This window comes from Allobosea sp. Root483D1 (genome assembly GCF_001429505.1).
Taxonomy (GTDB): domain Bacteria; phylum Pseudomonadota; class Alphaproteobacteria; order Rhizobiales; family Beijerinckiaceae; genus Allobosea.
The window spans coordinates 94,910-111,514 of sequence record NZ_LMJW01000001.1 but is presented as its reverse complement, the minus strand read 5'-3'; the positions used below and the strand labels follow the sequence as shown (position 1 = coordinate 111,514).

Below are 16,605 nucleotides of genomic sequence, written 5' to 3'. Positions count from 1 at the left end.
ATGGGTGCCTGGGCGCGGCCCCGGGCACCCATGGCCACATCCCTTTCGACACCATGATGCCGGGCAGCCGGCGCCATATCTGCGCGGGACGAACTAATCCTCGTGCAGCGGGCGCGGCACCGTCACGGGCCGCGCCTCGCGCGCCTGCGCCGCCAGCCTCACCGGCGCGTTGACCGCGCCGAAGCCGGCATAGCCGCCACGCCGCTCGACGATCTCGAAGAAGAAGCGCTGGGCGAAGACGTGGGTGTAGACCTGCAGGAACTCGGCCTCGCCGTCGCGATCGTAGAGGATGTGGTGCTCGCGCAGCCGGTCGAGGAAGGCCGGCTCCAGCCCGTAGCGGGCTTCCAGATCGTCGTAATAGTTCGCGGGGATATCGAGGAAATCGAGCCCGGCGGCGCGCATCGCCGCCACGGCTGCGAAGATGTCCGGCGAGGTGAAGGCGATGTGCTGCACGCCCGAGCCGAAATGTTCGGAGACGAAGCGCGAGGACAGCGTCCGCGTCGCCTGTGAACCGTTGAGGATGAGGCGGACGGAGCCATTCGCACTGACCAGCGGCCGGCTCTGCACCAGCCCGGCCGGATCGGCGATGGCAAGCTGGGGGACGCGGTCGAGCGCGAACAGCGAGGTGTAGAACAGCAGCCAGGACAGCATCTCGTCATAGTCCATCGACTGCGAGATGTGGTCGACATCGGTGAGCAGGGCAGGGGCGCTGCTGCCGGCGTCAGTGGCGATGAAGTCGTCGTGCCAGCTCTGCGCGCCGTCCGGGCGCGGCTCGGTGAAGTAGATCAGGCTGCCGCCGACGCCCCGGATCGCCGGGATTTCCATCTCGTCCGGCCCGACCGACTGCTCGAAGGTCGTGTCCTTCAGTGCCCGGGCGCGCGCCATCGTCGCCTCGACATTGGCGACGCGCAGCGCCAGTGCGCACACCCCGGGCCCGTGCATGATCGCATGCGACTGGGCGAAGCCGTCCTTCTCGGTGTTGACGATCAGGTTGATGCCGCCCTGGCTCCAGCGCGTCACCGCCTTGCTGCGATGCTCGCCGCTCTTGTGGAAGCCGAGCGCGTTGAACAGGCTGGACAGTGCCTGCGCCGGCTCCTCGTCGAGCGCGAATTCGAGGAACTCGACGCCGAGCAGCGGCGCGCGGTCCGGCATCTCCGCCTTGGCGGGATCGTTCAGGCGGGCCACCTGGTCGGCGAGCTGGATCAGCGAGCGTAAACCATCGACCGCGACGCGCTTGGCCGAGCCGGCGCGGAACTGGTCGTTGAAAATCTCAAGCGAGAGCGGGCCGGAATAACCGGTCGCCTCGACCGCCCGAAGGAAATCGGCGACGGCGAGGTCGCCCTGGCCGGGGAAGTTGCGGAAGTGCCGGCTCCAGCTCAGCACGTCCATGTCGAGCAGCGGTGCGTCGGCGAGCTGGACCAGCTCGATCCGGTCGCCGGGGATCGAGGCGATCGGCTCCAGTGGCGAGCGCCGCGCCAGCGTGTGGAAGGAATCGAGGATGAGGCCGATGCGCTCATGGTTCGCCCGGCGCACGATCTCCCAGGCGTCGCGATAGTCGTTGACGTGCTTGCCCCAGGCGAGGGCCTCGAAGCCGACGCGCACATCGTGCTTGCTGGCGAGGTCGCCAAGCTCGGCGAGGTCATGGGCGGCGCGGTCGATCCCCCCCAGCGATTGCGGCGAGACGTTGGAGCAGATCAGCATCAGCCCGGCGCCGAGCTCGTTCATCAATTCGAACTTGCGCCGCGCCCGTTCGAAGGTGCGCGCGCGCAGCGGCTCCGGCATGCCCTCGAAATCGCGGAAGGGCTGGAAGGCGACGATGGCAAGGCCGAGATCGGTGATCATCTTGCCGACATCGCGCGGATTGCCGTCGAAGGTCAGGAAGTCGTTCTCGAAGACCTCGACCCCGTCGAAGCCGGCGGCGGCGATGGCGCGGAGCTTGTCGGCGAGGTCGCCGGAGAGCGAGACGGTGGCGATCGAGGTCGGGTTCATGGAGGCTCCGTAGTCAGATCGCATTATCCGTCATTGCGAGGAGCGTCAGCGACGAAGCAATCCAGGGGGACGTAGAGTACTTCCGCTCTGGATTGCTTCGCTGCGCTCGCAATGACGGTGAGGCTATCACGCCGCTTCCGTCATCGCCCCGCCGAGGAAGAGTTGGGCGACGCGGGGGTCGGCGAGAATGTCCGCTGCCGGGCCCTGCATGCGGGTCTGGCCAAGTTCCAGCACCAGGCCTTCGTCGGATATTTCCAGCGCCGAGCGGGCGTTCTGCTCGATCATCAGGATGGTGACGCCCTTGGCGCGCAGCTCCTTCAGGATGTCGAAGGTCTCCTGCACCAGCATCGGCGAGAGCCCGATCGACGGTTCGTCGATCAGCACCAGCTTGGGATCGAGCAGCAGCCCGCGCACGATCTCGAGCTGCTTCTGCTGGCCGCCGGACAGCGTCGACGCTTGCACATCCGCCTTCGCCCGCAGCGACGGGAAGCGATCAAGCGCCGCCTCGATGCGTTTGGGCATATCGGTGATCTGGCTGCCGGCCGCGACCGCGCCGAGCTCGATATTGTGGCGTACCGAGAGCTCGGGGAAGATGTTGCGGCCCTGCGGCACATAGCAGATGCCGGCTTCGAGCAGCTTGCGCTGGTTCCAGTTGGTGATCTCCTGGCCTTCCAGCCGGATATGGCCCTCGCGGACCTTGAGCAGGCCGAAGATGGCCTTGAACACGGTCGACTTGCCGGCGCCGTTCGGGCCGATCACCGTGGTGATCGCGGCGCGCGGCACCTTGAAGGTCGTGCCGTTGAGGATGGTCATGGCGCCGTAGCCGCCGACCACGCCGTCGAGTTCGAGGATGGGAGTGGTCATTGGATCGCTCCTCAATGCCCGAGATAAGCTTCGATCACGGCGGGATTGGCGCGGACCTCGGCAGGCGTACCCTCGGCCAGCACCTTGCCTTCGGCCAGCACGATGACGCGCGAGCATAGCGACATCACGAAATCCATGTTGTGCTCGATCACCACGAAGGTCGCGCCCTGCTCGGCATTGATGGCGCGCAGGCGTTCCTTCAGGTCTCCGAGCATGGTCAGGTTGACGCCGCCGGCCGGCTCGTCGAGCAGGACGAGGCGCGGGCCGGCCATGAAGGCCATGGCGGCGTCGAGCAGCTTCTGCTGGCCATAGGAGAGGCCGCCGGCCTTGGCCTCTGCGAGATGGCCGAGCTTGAAGAAGCCGATCATCTGCTCGGCCTTGGCCGTCAGCCCGGCGTCGCGCGGTCCGAAGAAGCGCGAGAGCATCGTGCCTTCGTGCTCCTGGCCGGCGAGGATCAGGTTCTCGCGGACCGAGAGCTCGGGGAAGACCTGCAGCAGCTGGAAGGTGCGGCTGACGCCGAGCTTGTTGAGCTCGGAGGGGCGCATATTGGTGACGTCGCGCCCGTCGAGCTTCACCGCGCCCTCGGTCGGCTCGAGCTGGCCGAGGATGCAGTTGAACAGGGTCGACTTGCCGCAACCGTTCGGGCCGATGATGCCGAGGATCTCGCCCTCGTTGACCTTGAAGGAGACGCCGTTCACCGCCTTGATGCCGCCGAAGGCCTTGTGGAGGTTCGAGACTTCGAGGACCTGGTTCATCGCGCGCCCTCCTTTTTGCCGGTGAGCTTCGTCCAGCCGCGTTCCAGCAGGCCGCTCATGCCCTGCGGGCAGGCGATCAGCAGCAGCATGACGATCGCCGCGAAGATGATCAGGTAGAGCGAGCCGGCAAAGCGCAGCCATTCCGGCAGCACCACGCCGAGCAGCGCGCCGATGAACGGCCCGAGCAGGTAGCCGGCGCCGCCGGCGACCACCATCAGCAGCAGGAAGAAGCTCTGCGACAGCGAGAAGGGCGAAGGGTCGATGAACTCGACCAGCGGCGCATAGAGCGCGCCGGCGAAGCCGGCATAGGCCGAGCCGATAGCGAAGGCGAGCAGGGTATACATGCGGGTGTCGATGCCGAGGCTGGCGGCGCGGATCGGGTTCTCGCGCAGCGCCGTGAAGGCCCGGCCCCAGGGCGAGCGGATCATCCACCAGAGCACGACCGCGAGCAGGAAGGTGACCACGACGACAAAGCGGTGGAAGGCGAGCGCCCCGTCGAGCTTGAGCCCGAAGAAGCTCGGGCGCGGGATGTTGGAGAGGCCGAAGACGCCGCCGGTCAGCCATTGCTCGTTGCGCAGGACGAGCCAGATCAGCGTCGAAAAAGCCAGCGTGACGAAGGCGAGGTAGTGCGCCTTGACCCGCAGCGCCGGGAAGCCGAGCACCAGCCCGACTGCAAAGGTCAGGAGACCGGAGATCGCGAAGGAGGCGTACCAGTTGAGCCCAACCTTGCTGGTCAAAAGCGCCGTCGCATAGGCGCCGATGCCCATGAAGGCGGCCTGGGCCAGCGACTTCAGGCCGGCATAGCCGAGGGTCAGGTTGAGGCCCATCACCGCGACGCTCATCACCAGCCAGAGCGAGAGCACATAGGTGCCGTAGCGGCCCATGCCTGATGGAGCGAACCAGAGGATCACTGCAGCTGCGACCAGCGTCAGCAGCGTGCCGTCGACGAAGGCAGGGAGGGGCAGGCGGCGCGCCACCGGGGCGGTGGCGCCATGGGTTGCGGGCGCGGTCATACCCGGCGCTCCTCTTTGCGGCCCATCAGGCCTTCCGGCTTGACGAGGATGATGACGACGAGCAGCAGGAGCGGTACGGCGAGCCGGTATGAGGTCGAGATGTAGGCCGCCGCCATGCTGTCGACGATGCCGACGATCAGCCCGCCGACAAGGGCGCCGCGGACCTGGTTGAAGCCGCCGACGATCGCCGCGATGAAGGCGAACAGGCCGATCACCTCGCCATTCGAGAACTTTGCCAGATAGATCGGCGAGATCAGCACCGAGGCGACCACGGCGAGGGCCGCGTTGATCACGAAGGTCAGCAGTACCATGCGCTCGACGGGTATGCCGAGGATGCGCGCCACCGTTGGGTTCTGCGCGGTCGCCTGCATCTGGCGGCCGAGCTTCGTCCCGCCGACGAACCATTGCAGCAGGCCGATCACGCCGAAGGCGACAACGATGATCGCGACGTGCTGCAGCGAGATCGCCGCGCCGAACACCGAGATCGTCTCGGTCGGCACGAAGGAGGGAAATTTCTGCGCCTCGGCCGAGAAGCCGTCCTTGGCGCCTTCCTTCATGATGATCGACAGCGCCATGGTGGCGATGGCGAGCGGCAGTACGCCGTGCCGGATCATAGGGTCGACGATCGTCAGCTTGAAGCCGACGCCGAAGATCAGGATGAAGGCGGCGATGCCGATCAGGGCTCCGAGCCAGATCGGCGCGCCGAACAGCTTGATCGCGAGCAGCACCAGCACCGCCGGCAGCATGACGAACTCGCCCTGGGCGAAATTGATCGTCTGCGAGGTCTGCCAGACCAGGGTGAAACCGATCGCCGCGAGGGCATAGATCGCGCCCGTGGCGATGCCGGCGATGAGGTAGGCGAGGAATTCGGCCATGGCGGTTCTCGCTTAGTGTTGGGCCGTGGGCTGAAAAGCTTGTTGTCGCCAAGACCTTCCAGAAGATGCCGACGGGTGGGACATCCGCGGAACCCTTCTCCCGTGTGGGAGAAGGGTAGGGATGAGGGAGTGCCCTATCCGTAGAAGGCGCAGCGGGGCCGTCGCACTTCAACAATCAGCGGCGGTCCCTCACCCCTGCCCCTCTCCCATCCGGGAGAGGGTTTCCCCCGCGCTTGTCCTGTCTGCCGTTCACAGTGAGACGGCGTTCGTCGCTCTTACGGGTTGATCTTCGGCAACGTCGCCGTGATCACCTGCTTGCCGTCCTTGACCTCGGCGAGGAAGCTCTCGCGGTCGAGGTCGCCGTTCGTCTCGATCGTGGTCTCGATCAGGATGCCCGGCTCCTCCGAGGTCTTGATCGTGGCGCCGCGCAGCGTGTCGGCGACGCCCTTCTTGTCGAACTTCTTCTGCTTCTCGGTCGCCCACTTCACCATGTAGACGGCCATGTAGCCCTTCATGCCGTTATGGTCCGAGACGTAGTTGTACTTGGCCTGGAACTTCTTGCCGAACTCCTGGAAGGCCGGGATCGGTGCGTCGATCGACAGGCCGACATGGCCCTTGACGCCGTTGGCGGCATCGCCGGCGAGCTCGATCACCTTGGCGCCGAGCAGCGTCGTTTCGCCGACCATCGGCTTGGTGATGCCCTGCTGCTTGGCGGCGCGCAGGAAGCGGGCGCTCTCTTCCTCGTTCAGATAGACGAAGACCGCGTCGGCATTGGAGTTCTTGACCTTGATCGCGTCGGCGGCGAAGTCGGCCTGGCCCTGCTCGGTGGCGACGTCGACGGCGAGCTTGATGCCGGCCTTCTCGAGCTCGGGGATGATCGCGTCGCGGCCGCCCTTGCCGAAGTCGTTGTTGACCCAGACGACAGCGACCGAGCCGGCCTTGACCGTGTCCTTGAGGTATTTGGCGATCTTCGGCATCGCCGCGGTCTGGCTCAGCGAGGTCCGGAACAGGTACTGGTTGCCCTGCTTGGTCAGGCCGGCAGCCTCGCCGCCGACGAGCTGGGCGATCTCGGCGCGCTGGGCGATCTGCATGGAGGCGCCGATCGGGCCGGAGAAGACCGGGCCGAGCACGGCATAGGTGCCCTCGTCGATGGCGCGCTGCACGGCGGCGCGGGTGTTCCCCGGATTGGTCTGGGTGTCGTAGTGGACGATCTCGATCTGCTTGCCGAGGATGCCGCCCTTGGCGTTGATGTCGGCGACGGCGAGGTCGATGCCGTTCTTCCAGTTGGTGCCGGCGGTCGCGCCCGCGCCCGAGAGCTCGACGACGTCGACCAGCTTGACCTTGTCCTGCGCCAGAGCCGGCAGGCTGACGGCCATGCCGAGCGCGGCAGCGATGATCCAGTGCCTATTCATGTTCGTTCCTCCACTTATTCTTACGTTTCTGATCCCCGCCCGGTGCTGTCCGGGTCGTCTTGCTCAGGCGGCGCGTTCGCCACCTTCTTGCGCCGCGACCACGGCGTCGAAGGCGGCGCCGATGACTGCTTCCGACGCCTCCAGCCCAGTGAACAGCCGGAAGGCGTCGACGCCCTGGTGAATCGCGAGCTCCCGCCCGGTCATCACCGTCGCGCCGGTCTTTTGCGCCGCTTTCAGCAGCGGTGTCCAGAGCGGGTGATAGACCGCGTCCGCCACCCATTGCGAGGGCCGGATCGCGCCGGCCCGGATTGGGATGTCGCGGTTCGGCAGCATGCCGATCGGCGTGCCGTTGACGATGCCGGCGGCGCCCTTCGCCGCGTCCTCGGCGTTGGCCGCGATCACGACGCGCGCCCGCTCGCCGAGGAGCGTGACCAGGGCCTCGGCCCTGCCGCGCTCGACATCGTAGAGTGTCAGATGGCGCACGCCACAGCCCGCCAGCGCAAAGGCGATCGCCTTGCCGACGCCGCCCGCGCCGATGATCGCGACCGGCCCGTCGCCATCCTGCCGGCCGAGCCGGCGATAGGCGGTGGCGAAGCCCGAGGTGTCGGTGTTGTGGCCGATCAATCTGCCATCGTCGACGACGATGGTGTTGACCGCGCCCATCGCGGCAGCCTGCTCGGACAGCCCGTCGAGGAGCGGCACGACCGCTTCCTTGTAGGGGAAGGTGACGTTGATGCCGGAAAAGCCGAGGCGGCGGATGCCGTCGAGCATGGCGGCGAGATCATCTCGCCCGGCGCCGGCGACCTCGATCAGATGGTAATGCGCTTCGATGCCGGCCGCGCGCGCCGCCGCTTCCTGCGCCGCCGGTGTCGCTGAATGCGCGATCGGCGAGCCGATCAGCCCAAGCAACACCCGCTTGCTCTTCCTGGCGGTGACGATGGTCGACATTCCGGTCCCTTGGCGCCCGTCTCGGCAGGCTTCATCAGTGGCTTCGAGATAAACCGATTTGAACTGCTAACGCGATAACCAATTTGTCGCGAATGCCTAACTTGATGTTATCTTTCACGACGAGCGCGCGAGCCGTGGTCCGACCACCGCATTCATCTCCTCGCGCAGCAGCTTCACGAAGGTTTCTGCATAGAGCGAGAGCGCCTTGTCGTTCTTCATCGCCATATAGGTCTGGAAATGGGTCGGCTCCTCGATCGGGATCGTGGCGATGCCCTGCATCGAGCCATGGGCGACGGTGAACTGGTCGATGATGGCGATGCCGAGCCCGGCCCGGACCAGCGAGCAGACCGTGGTGCCGAAACGTGCCTTGATCGCCATGTCGTAGTGCAGGCCCTGGCGCTGGAAGATCTCGCTCATGATCCGGCCATAGGGGTCGGTCGGGTCGATGCCGATCAGCTCATGGCTGACGATCTCGCGGGCCGAGATGCTGGTGCGCCCGGCGAGCGCGTGGTTCTGCGGGACGATGCAGAGCAGTTCGCCCATCGCCAATGGCATGAAGTCGAGGCCGGGATGATCCAGCTTGTAGCTCATCGCCACGATCTCGCCCTTGCCGAGCAGGAGATAGTCGAGCGCCTCCTCGATCTTCAGGATGTTGATGTCGATGCGCAGGTCCGGATGCTTGCGCCTGAGGCGCTCGATCGCGCGCGGCACCATGACATGGCAGATGCTCGGCACCGAGCCGAGCTTGAACTCGACATCGCCGCCGCGCTCGATTCGGGCCAGCATCGAGTGCAGGTCGTCGACCTTGCGGTAGACGCCGTTGATCTGCTCGAAGATGTCCTTGGCCTCCGGCGTCGGCACATAGCGGCCGTGCCTGCGCTCGAACAGCTTGAGCCGCAGCGTGCGCTCGGTGTGCTTCATCAATCGGCTGATACCGGGCGCCGAGACGTTGAGGAGCTTCGCCGCGCCGGCGATCGTGCCGGTGATCATGATCGCCCGGACCACCTCGATCTGGCGCAGCGTCAGCATGGCTGCGTGTTCCCTCTGTCCGCTTCTTGCCGGCAGCGGAAGGGACGGCCGCTTGCCTGTCAAGACGGGCGCGCGCCAGCCCGATGGGACCGAGTTGACTTGCGCATGATTTGCCGGTCACCTCCCGTTAGGTCGTCGATCGATCCGGGGGGATGGCATGGCGGAACAACTTCATCCCGCGGCGCCGGATCACCTGCCGGCGTTCATCACCAGTCCGGGCGGGACGGATTATCTGATGGTCGTCGCGGCGGTCATCCTGATCGGTGCCGTATTGGGCATCGGCGTGCTTTTCCTGCGCCTGCACACCTTGCCGGAACGCATCGCGCACAAGACCCACAAGCTGCAATTCGAGATCGTTGCCGTGCTCGGGCTGCTCGCATTGTTCACCCATGTCCATCTCTTCTGGGTGATCGGCCTGTTCCTCGCCTTGATCGACATCCCCGACATTCCCGGGATGTTCGGCCGGATGGCGGGCGCGCTCGAGAAGATCGCCGGCATCGCGCCCGGCCATGGCGGGGAGGCCGCTTCGGACGTGGAGCATGGCATCGCTCCGCCAGACGACAAGCCGGTGCAAGTATCGACCGCGGCCGCGCCGACCGGCCAGCATCGAGGGGTGAGCGATGCTTGAGCTTCTCGTCTGCGCGCTCTTCACCATCGTCCCGGATTACCTCTACCGCCGTTACGGCCAGGGCAAGCGGCTGGGCAAGGAGATCACGTTCTATTCGGTCTGGTTCGAACTGCGCTGGGGCATCGTCACCTGCGTGATGCTGACGGTCGGCCTGATCACGGTGATCTTCTACAATCATCCCTCGACGACATCAGCCACGGTGTTCTTCCGGAGCGTGCCGATCGTGCCGGAGATCAATGGCCGCGTCGCGCAGGTCCACGTCGGCTACAGCGCGAAGGTCGAAAAGGGCGCACCGATCTTCACACTCGACAGCAAGAGCCAGGAGGCAGCCGTCGAGACGGCGCGGCGCAAGATCGCCGAGGTCGACGCGACACTGGTGGTCGCGAAGTCCGATATCCTCGCTTTTGACGGCAAGATCCAGGAGGCGAGGAGCGCGCTGCAGCAGGGGCTCGACGAATTGCAGACCAAGCGCGAGCTAAGGCAGCGCAATGAAAACGTCGTCGCGACCCGCGAGATCGAGCGGCTCGAGAACATCGTGGCCGGCCGCGAGGCCGCGGTTGCGTCCGCGACAGCCTCGCAGGCGGCTGCCCAGACCAAGATCGTGACGCTGCTGCCGGCCGAGCGCGCCAGCGCCGAGGCAGCATTGGCGCAGGCCGAGGTGGAGTTGGGCAAGACCGTGGTGCGGGCCGGCTTCACCGGGCATGTCGAGCAGTTCACGCTGAGGGTTGGCGATATCGTCAACCCCTTCATGCGCCCCGCCGGGACCATCATTCCGGCAGAGGCCGGCCGGGTCGGACTGCAGGCCGGCTTCGGCCAGATCGAGGCCCAGGTGATCAAGGTCGGCATGGTCGCCGAGGCCACGTGCGTCTCGAAGCCGTGGACGGTGATCCCGATGGTGGTGACCGGCGTGCAGGATTTCATCGCCGCCGGCCAGCTTCGCAGCGGCGAGCAATTGATCGACGTGCAGCAGGTGGTGCGCCCCGGAACGCTTCTGGCTTATCTCGAGCCCCTCCACCCGGGCGGGATGGACGGCGTGACGCCGGGTTCGAGCTGCATCGCCAATGCCTATACCAGCAACCACGACGTGATTGCTGCGAAGGATACCAGCACCTTCCGGCGCATCGTCCTGCATGCGGTCGACGCGGTCGGGCTGGTTCATGCCCTGCTGCTGCGCATCCAGGCGCAAGTGCTGCCGATCAAGACCCTCGTCCTCAGCGGGCACTAAAGCCCGCTGGGCCGATCAACTGGTCCCGGGAGGGTCAGAAGCGTCGGCCGGCCGGGCCCGGTGGTGAGGTCCGTCGGGGCTGCGCCTGCGGGCGGGCCGCTGTGTCCATCGATCGGAACGCTTCGATGTTCGCCTCGCCGCTCCGCATCGCCGCGCCCATGCGGCCGTCATGCATCATGCCGTAGTTCTCAAGCTGGGTGTCGTGGATGCAGCCATCCATCCGATTGCAGGCCGCGGCGGGACCAGCGGGCAGGCTTGCAGACAAGGCGATGATGGCCGACGCGGCGAGCGCGCCGGCGGTGACCCTTGCGATCATCCGCGTTCTCCATAGTCGTCAGGTGAGGAGATTCGCGGCGCCTTGGGCGCCTCATCCCCGGCCCTTCTTCTCGTACTCGGCGTAGAGTTGGTCGGCCATGGCACGTAGCGCCCGGCCGATATTGGCGTATTCATACTCGTTGAGATTGGCGAGCGAGGCGCGGCCCGCCGCTTGCTTCGTGCCGAAGCCACGCCCCGGCAGCAACACGATCCCGGTCTCGTCGGCGATGCGGAACAGGAAATCGCCGGTGGCCGAGCGCTTCGTGACCCATTTGGCGAAGGCGTCGCCATAGAGCTTGCGTGAGATCTCCTCGAGGTCGAGCAGGGTGTAGTAGTCGACGGCGTTCGGATCGGTGTCCTGCTCGATGCCGAGCTCGCGATAAAGCGCAGCCTCGCGCCGGCGGATCAGCTTCTTCAGCTCGGCCTTGTAGCTGTCGCTCTCGTCCATCAGTGCGAACAGCGAGAACAGCACCATCTGGACCTGCTGCGGGGTCGACAGGCCGGCGGTGTGGTTGAGCGCCACCGCCCGGCTGTCGGCGACGATGCGGTCGATGAAGCGCAGTGACCTCACATCGGGCAGGAGCGAGCCGTAGCGGTGGTCGAGACCTTTCTTGGCCTTTTCGGGCAGGGCGTCGAGAGCTCCGTCGAAGACGTTCTGCTTGTGCGTGGCGATCACGCCGAGGCGCCAGCCGGTCGCGCCGAAATATTTCGAGAACGAATAGACCAGCATGGTGTTCTGCGGGCAGGTCGCGAACAGCGAGCGGAACCCGTCGGCGAAGGTGCCGTAGACGTCGTCGGTGAGGATGAACAGGTCCGGCCGGTGCTCGCGCACGATCGCGGCGACGCGGTCGAGGCTGCGATCGTCCATCTTGACCGAAGGCGGATTGCTCGGGTTGACGCAGAAGAAGATCTTGATCGCCGGATCCTTGAGCTTGTCGAGCTCGCTGTCCGGGTACTGCCACTCCATCGCGGGGTCGGCATTGATCGCGACCTCGACGAGCCCGTATTCCTCGAGTTCGGGGATCTCGATATAGGGCGTGAATACCGGCAGGCCGATCGCGACCTTGTCGCCGCGCTTGAGCAGGCCGTTCTGCTTCATCGTGTTGAAGATATAGGCCATCGCCGCCGTGCCGCCCTCGACGGCGAAGAGGTCGATGCTGCCGGCCGGCAGGAAGCCGCCGATCATCTCCTTGACGATGTACTGCTTGACGATCTCCTCGCTGATCCTGAGCATCCGCGGCGGCACGGGGTAGTTGCTGCCGAGGATGCCCTCGACCATCTCGTGCAGGAAGTCGGAAGGCGGCAGGCCGAGCTGGTCGCGGACATAGCTCAGCGCCCGGCCAAGGAAGACGACGCCCTGCTGGTCGCGATTCTCGGCAGTGAAGCGCTCGAACCGGCCTTCGATGCCCTCGATCTTCGGCAGGCCGCCGACGCCGTTCTCCATGTAGGAATAGGAAAGCTCGGCCTCGGCCACGGCGAACAGGCCGAGCCGGAAGAAGGCGCGGCGGGGCAGGGTGGCCAGGAAATTGGGATTGCCGCGGCCGGCATTGAGCATCGTGCGGTTCGCCTTGCCCGATGCCAGTTTGATCAACTCGTCCTTCAGCTCGAACGGGCTCAGCTTGGCGTATTTTGCGTAATCGGCGGTCATGGCAAACTCCGATCGGTTCAGGCAAAGGCGACGACGAGCGGCCCCAGCAGGGTCAGGAAGACGTTGGCGAGCGCGTAGGTGATGGCGAAGGGCGTGGTCGGGATCGAGTTCCCGGCCTTGTCGAGGATCTCGCCGAAGGCCGGGTTGGCGCTGCGCGACCCCGAGAGCGCGCCAGCGAAGATCGCGGTGTTGTCGTAGCGCAGGACATAGCGCCCGAAGAGCATGGTGATCAGCAGCGGCAGCAGGGTCACCACGACGCCGATCATGAAAATCGACAGGCCCTTCTCGGCGATCGTGCTGACGGCTTGCAGCCCGGATTGCAGGCCGACCACCGCGACGAAGCCGGCGAGGCCGAGGTCGCGCAGCAGCGTCGAGGCGGCTGTCGGCATGTTTCCGAGTGCCATGTTGCGGCTGCGATACCAGCCGAAGGCAAGGCCGGAGAGAAGCGCGCCACCACCGCTGCCCAGGGTCAGCGGAATATCGCCGAACCGGACCACCAGGAGGCCGATGAGCAGGCCGACGACCAGGCCGAAGCCGTGGAAGACGAAATCGGTCTTGTCGCTCGGGATGATGATGCTGCCGACCTGCCGCGCCACGCGCTGCACGTCATCGGCGGTGCCGTAGAGCGTGGCGACGTCGCCCGGCTCGATGACGGTCTCGCCCTCGAGCGGCAACGGATTGCCGGCCCGCTTGACCGCGACCACGTAAACGCCATGGCGCAGATCCGCAGCCGTCGATGCGCGGATCTCCGCGACGGTACGCTTGACGAAGGTGGCCGCGGTGATCGCGACGTCGCGGGTGACGACGACCACATCCATGCCCTCAGACGATTCGAGTTCCGGCCCGAGCTGCTGCGACAGGCCGACCACACCGGAGCGACGCCCGACCAGCAGGACGATGTCGCCGGCCTGGAGCTTGAGCGACGGTTCCGCGCCGATCAGCGAGCCGCCGCGCTTGATGCGCTCGATGCTGATCGGCTGCGCACTGGCGCCTTCGATCTCGGCGACGCTGCGGCCGGCCGCGGTCTCGATGCGATAGATGCGTCCGACGAGATCAGGCGCTGCCGCGTACTCGCCGACACCGTAGCTGCGCGCCCCGGCCAGCATCTCCGCCTCGGCCTTGATCGCGTCGTCGCGAATGCTCCGCCGCATGAACCAGGGCAGGATGTTGACGCAAACGATGATCGCGCCGAACGAGCCGAAAATGTAGGTGACGGCATAGCCGATCGCGACATTGGCCTGCAGGCGCTGGGTCTCGTCCGCGGCGAGTCCGAGCTTGCCGATCGCGGCGCTGGCGGTGCCGATGATCGCCGATTGCGTCAGGCCGCCGGCCGCGATGCCGGCCGCGAGGCCCTTGTCGAGACCGAAGGCGCGCGCCAGCACGATGACGGTCAGGAGCCCGCTCACCGCCAGCACGGTCGCCATCGCGATCTCGCGCAGTGATTGGCGCCCAAGCGAGCGGAAGAATTGCGGCCCGCTCTCGAAGCCGACCGCATAGATGAACAGGGCGAAGAGGACGGATTTGATGCCGTTGTCGATCGAGACGCCGACCTGGCTGATGATCACTGCGGCCAGGAGCGAGCCGGCGACCCCGCCGAGCTGGAACTTGCCGAACTGAAACTTGCCGATCCAGTAGCCGACCGCCAGCGAGAGGAACAGCGCGATCTCGGGCGACTGGTTCAATACGGCATGGAGCCAGGACATGAGCGCGTCCCTCGACATTGAAGTCTTCGGAAACCAAGGTCGTCTGCTGTGCTGTTATTGACTTAATTTATATTCGTTCTGATTGAATATATACATAGTACGCAACTGTCGCGGACGATGTCCAGCGTGTTCATCCGCTGACGGGGCATGCACCGATATGTCAGGCAGCGGCGGCGCCCGTCGATACGCCTTGCAGTTGTAAAGTCCGCGCCGGACTCACAGCACGTCGCGCACGCGTATCAGCGTCGAATCCATGTGCTTGCCGATGATCGCCGCCAGCGCCTCGCCGTCGCGCTTCAGCAGCGCCTCGATCATCTCCTCGTGCTCGGCCACGGCCCCGGCCCACTTCTCCGGGCCTTCATTGCCGACGAAGCGCAGGCGCTTGATCCGGGCTTGCAGGGTGGTGTGCATCTCGACCAGCACGTCGTTGCCGGAGGCGACGACGATGGCGCTGTGGATCGCCTGGTTGAGCTTGAAATAGTCGAGCCGGTTGCGGGTCTCGTATAGCGCCATCATCTCGTCGTGCATCGCCTTGATCGCGGCGATCGTCTCGTCGCTCGCCTGGGCGCAGGTCATCCGACCGCCGAGCTGCTCCAGCGTCTTCAGCACTTCGAGGATCTGCAGCAGGTCGTGCGCCGAGAATTTGCGGACGATCGCGCCCTTGGCCGGCTGGATCTCGACCAGGCCCTCGCTCGCCAGCGTCTTGATCGCTTCGCGCAAGGGAGTGCGGGAAACGCCGAGCTGCGCGCCGACGGCGCCTTCGTTGATGCGCTGTCCGGGCGTGAGCCGGCCCTCGATGATCATGTCGCGCAGTCGCTCCAGCACCTCCTCGTGCAAGGTGCGCCGCGTGATGCGTGGATAGAGCTCCTGCGCCTCGTTCGACATGCCGGCCTCGTTCGTCATCGCGGCTCTCCTTTGTCTTCTGTACGGCATGGCGCTTTCGCGCTGTCAACGCGACCGGCCCGGCTCTGACGGCGACCTCCCGACCGGATGCAGCCTGGCCTGTGGACAGGCGAAGCCGCTGCCGGACTCGCGGCAGAGTAGTGCAGTAATGTTATGCTGCATACAGCATACTTGCCTACGCAGGCGCCGGCATGATAGGCCGGAGGCAAGCAACCGGCCGCGGCCGGCCTCGGGAGGACGAGATGGACATCAAGGCGCAGGCTTCCTTGCCGGTGATTGCGGTCGCGATGGGCGACCCTTCCGGCATCAGCCCCGAACTCACCGCCCGCATCCTGGCCGAATCCGATCTGCGCAACGCTGCCCGCTACATCGTCTTCGGCGATCTGCGCCTGTTCCAGCTTGGCGCCGACGATGCCGGCCTCACGCCCGACCTGCATGTTATCGGCGAGGGCGACGCCATGCCGGCCGATGCCGGCAAGCCTGTTTTCGTCGACCTGAAGAACCACGATCCGGCTGACCTCAAGCGCGGCACGGCGACGCTTGCCGGCGGCAAGGCGGCGACCGACAATTTCCGCCGCGCGCTGCGCCTTGCCGCCTCCGGCAAGGCCGATGCGGTGTTCTTCACCCCTTTCAACAAGGCGGCGATGCGCTTTGCCTATCCCGGCTATGACGACGAGATCCGCTTCGTGCGCGACGCGATCGCGTTCGAGGGGCCGGCCAGCGAGTTCAACGTGCTGGACAAGCTCTGGAACGCGCGCGTCACCTCGCATATCCCACTCTCCGAAGTCGCCCAGAACATCACGCAGGAGCGCATCCTGCGGGCGCTCGACCTTGCCGACCGGAACCTGCGCGCCGCCGGCTTCAACCCGCCGCGCATCGCGGTGGCCGGCATCAACCCGCACGCCGGCGACGGCGGCAATTTCGGCCGCGACGAGATCGAGACGATCGAGCCGGCGGTGAAGACGGCCAAAGCCAAGGGCTATGTGGTCGAAGGGCCGTTCCCGTCCGACACGGTGTTCCTGCGCGCCAAGAACGGCGATTTCGACGCCGTGCTGACGATGTATCACGACCAGGGCCAGATCGCGATGAAGCTGATGGGCTTTGACCGCGGCGTCACGCTGATCGGCGGCTTTCCGTTTCCGATCTGCACGCCGGCCCACGGCACCGCCTACGAGATCGCTGGCAAGGGCGTCGCCAATCTCGGCGCGACCCGCGCGGCGCTGTCGCTCGCGATCAAGATGGCGAGCGAAGGCAAGGCAGCCCGCAAGGCCGCCTGAGTCATGTCCCGGTACAGCGGT

At 66.0% G+C, this 16,605-nt stretch carries 15 protein-coding genes; 3 read left to right on the top strand and 12 right to left on the bottom strand.

Translation table 11 applies throughout. The features are described 5' to 3' along the window. Positions 1-93: 93 nt before the first annotated feature. From ASE66_RS00525 to ASE66_RS00490, 8 genes are all read right to left on the bottom strand, one after another. A complete protein-coding gene (locus ASE66_RS00525; RefSeq protein ID WP_057187625.1) occupies positions 94-1,989 on the bottom strand; it encodes a bifunctional sugar phosphate isomerase/epimerase/4-hydroxyphenylpyruvate dioxygenase family protein in 1,896 nt (631 codons plus the stop codon). 126 nt (positions 1,990-2,115) lie between these two features. Then, the gene (locus ASE66_RS00520) at positions 2,116-2,853 is read right to left on the bottom strand and encodes an ABC transporter ATP-binding protein (RefSeq protein WP_057187624.1); all 738 of its coding nucleotides are present in this window, start codon (positions 2,851-2,853) and stop codon (positions 2,116-2,118) included. Positions 2,854-2,864: 11 nt separating this feature from the next. After that, positions 2,865-3,608, bottom strand: a complete 744-nt coding sequence (locus ASE66_RS00515; protein WP_057187623.1) for an ABC transporter ATP-binding protein — start codon at positions 3,606-3,608, stop codon at positions 2,865-2,867. After that, complete coding sequence (locus ASE66_RS00510; RefSeq protein WP_082613118.1) at positions 3,605-4,621, bottom strand: branched-chain amino acid ABC transporter permease; 1,017 nt, start codon at positions 4,619-4,621, stop codon at positions 3,605-3,607. The genes ASE66_RS00515 and ASE66_RS00510 overlap by 4 nt, the downstream gene beginning before the upstream one ends. Further along, on the bottom strand, positions 4,618-5,496 hold the full coding sequence (locus tag ASE66_RS00505; protein WP_057187622.1) for a branched-chain amino acid ABC transporter permease: 879 nt from the start codon (positions 5,494-5,496) through the stop codon (positions 4,618-4,620). Before ASE66_RS00505 ends, ASE66_RS00510 begins: the two co-directional genes overlap by 4 nt. A gap of 275 nt (positions 5,497-5,771) precedes the next feature. Further along, positions 5,772-6,908: an ABC transporter substrate-binding protein gene (locus tag ASE66_RS00500; RefSeq protein ID WP_057187621.1), complete on the bottom strand. Its 1,137-nt coding sequence runs from the start codon at positions 6,906-6,908 to the stop codon at positions 5,772-5,774. Between the two features lie 63 nt (positions 6,909-6,971). Further along, positions 6,972-7,856 (bottom strand): shikimate dehydrogenase, encoded by an 885-nt coding sequence (locus tag ASE66_RS00495; RefSeq protein ID WP_057187620.1) that lies wholly within the window; start codon positions 7,854-7,856, stop codon positions 6,972-6,974. A gap of 114 nt (positions 7,857-7,970) precedes the next feature. After that, on the bottom strand, positions 7,971-8,885 hold the full coding sequence (locus ASE66_RS00490; RefSeq protein WP_057187619.1) for a LysR family transcriptional regulator: 915 nt from the start codon (positions 8,883-8,885) through the stop codon (positions 7,971-7,973). A 157-nt stretch (positions 8,886-9,042) separates the two neighbouring features. Between ASE66_RS00490 and ASE66_RS00485 the strand changes: the two genes are divergently transcribed. Then, positions 9,043-9,513 carry a hypothetical protein gene (locus tag ASE66_RS00485; RefSeq protein ID WP_057187618.1) on the top strand — a complete coding sequence of 157 codons (471 nt, stop codon included), beginning with the start codon at positions 9,043-9,045 and terminating at the stop codon, positions 9,511-9,513. Further along, the gene (locus ASE66_RS00480) at positions 9,506-10,738 is read left to right on the top strand and encodes an HlyD family secretion protein (RefSeq protein ID WP_057187617.1); all 1,233 of its coding nucleotides are present in this window, start codon (positions 9,506-9,508) and stop codon (positions 10,736-10,738) included. The genes ASE66_RS00485 and ASE66_RS00480 overlap by 8 nt, the downstream gene beginning before the upstream one ends. A gap of 34 nt (positions 10,739-10,772) precedes the next feature. Here the strand turns inward: ASE66_RS00480 and ASE66_RS00475 are convergent, their stop codons facing one another. From ASE66_RS00475 to ASE66_RS00460, 4 genes are all read right to left on the bottom strand, one after another. Further along, positions 10,773-11,054 carry a hypothetical protein gene (locus ASE66_RS00475; protein ID WP_057187616.1) on the bottom strand — a complete coding sequence of 94 codons (282 nt, stop codon included), beginning with the start codon at positions 11,052-11,054 and terminating at the stop codon, positions 10,773-10,775. A 51-nt stretch (positions 11,055-11,105) separates the two neighbouring features. Next, the gene (locus ASE66_RS00470) at positions 11,106-12,701 is read right to left on the bottom strand and encodes a bifunctional aspartate transaminase/aspartate 4-decarboxylase (protein WP_057187615.1); all 1,596 of its coding nucleotides are present in this window, start codon (positions 12,699-12,701) and stop codon (positions 11,106-11,108) included. Between the two features lie 17 nt (positions 12,702-12,718). After that, positions 12,719-14,404: an aspartate-alanine antiporter gene (gene aspT, locus ASE66_RS00465; protein ID WP_082613117.1), complete on the bottom strand. Its 1,686-nt coding sequence runs from the start codon at positions 14,402-14,404 to the stop codon at positions 12,719-12,721. 216 nt (positions 14,405-14,620) lie between these two features. Further along, the gene (locus ASE66_RS00460) at positions 14,621-15,307 is read right to left on the bottom strand and encodes a GntR family transcriptional regulator (RefSeq protein WP_057187613.1); all 687 of its coding nucleotides are present in this window, start codon (positions 15,305-15,307) and stop codon (positions 14,621-14,623) included. Positions 15,308-15,549: 242 nt separating this feature from the next. On the opposite strand from ASE66_RS00460, the gene ASE66_RS00455 reads away from it, so the two are divergent. Then, positions 15,550-16,584, top strand: a complete 1,035-nt coding sequence (locus ASE66_RS00455; protein ID WP_057187612.1) for a 4-hydroxythreonine-4-phosphate dehydrogenase PdxA — start codon at positions 15,550-15,552, stop codon at positions 16,582-16,584. Positions 16,585-16,605: the final 21 nt, after the last annotated feature.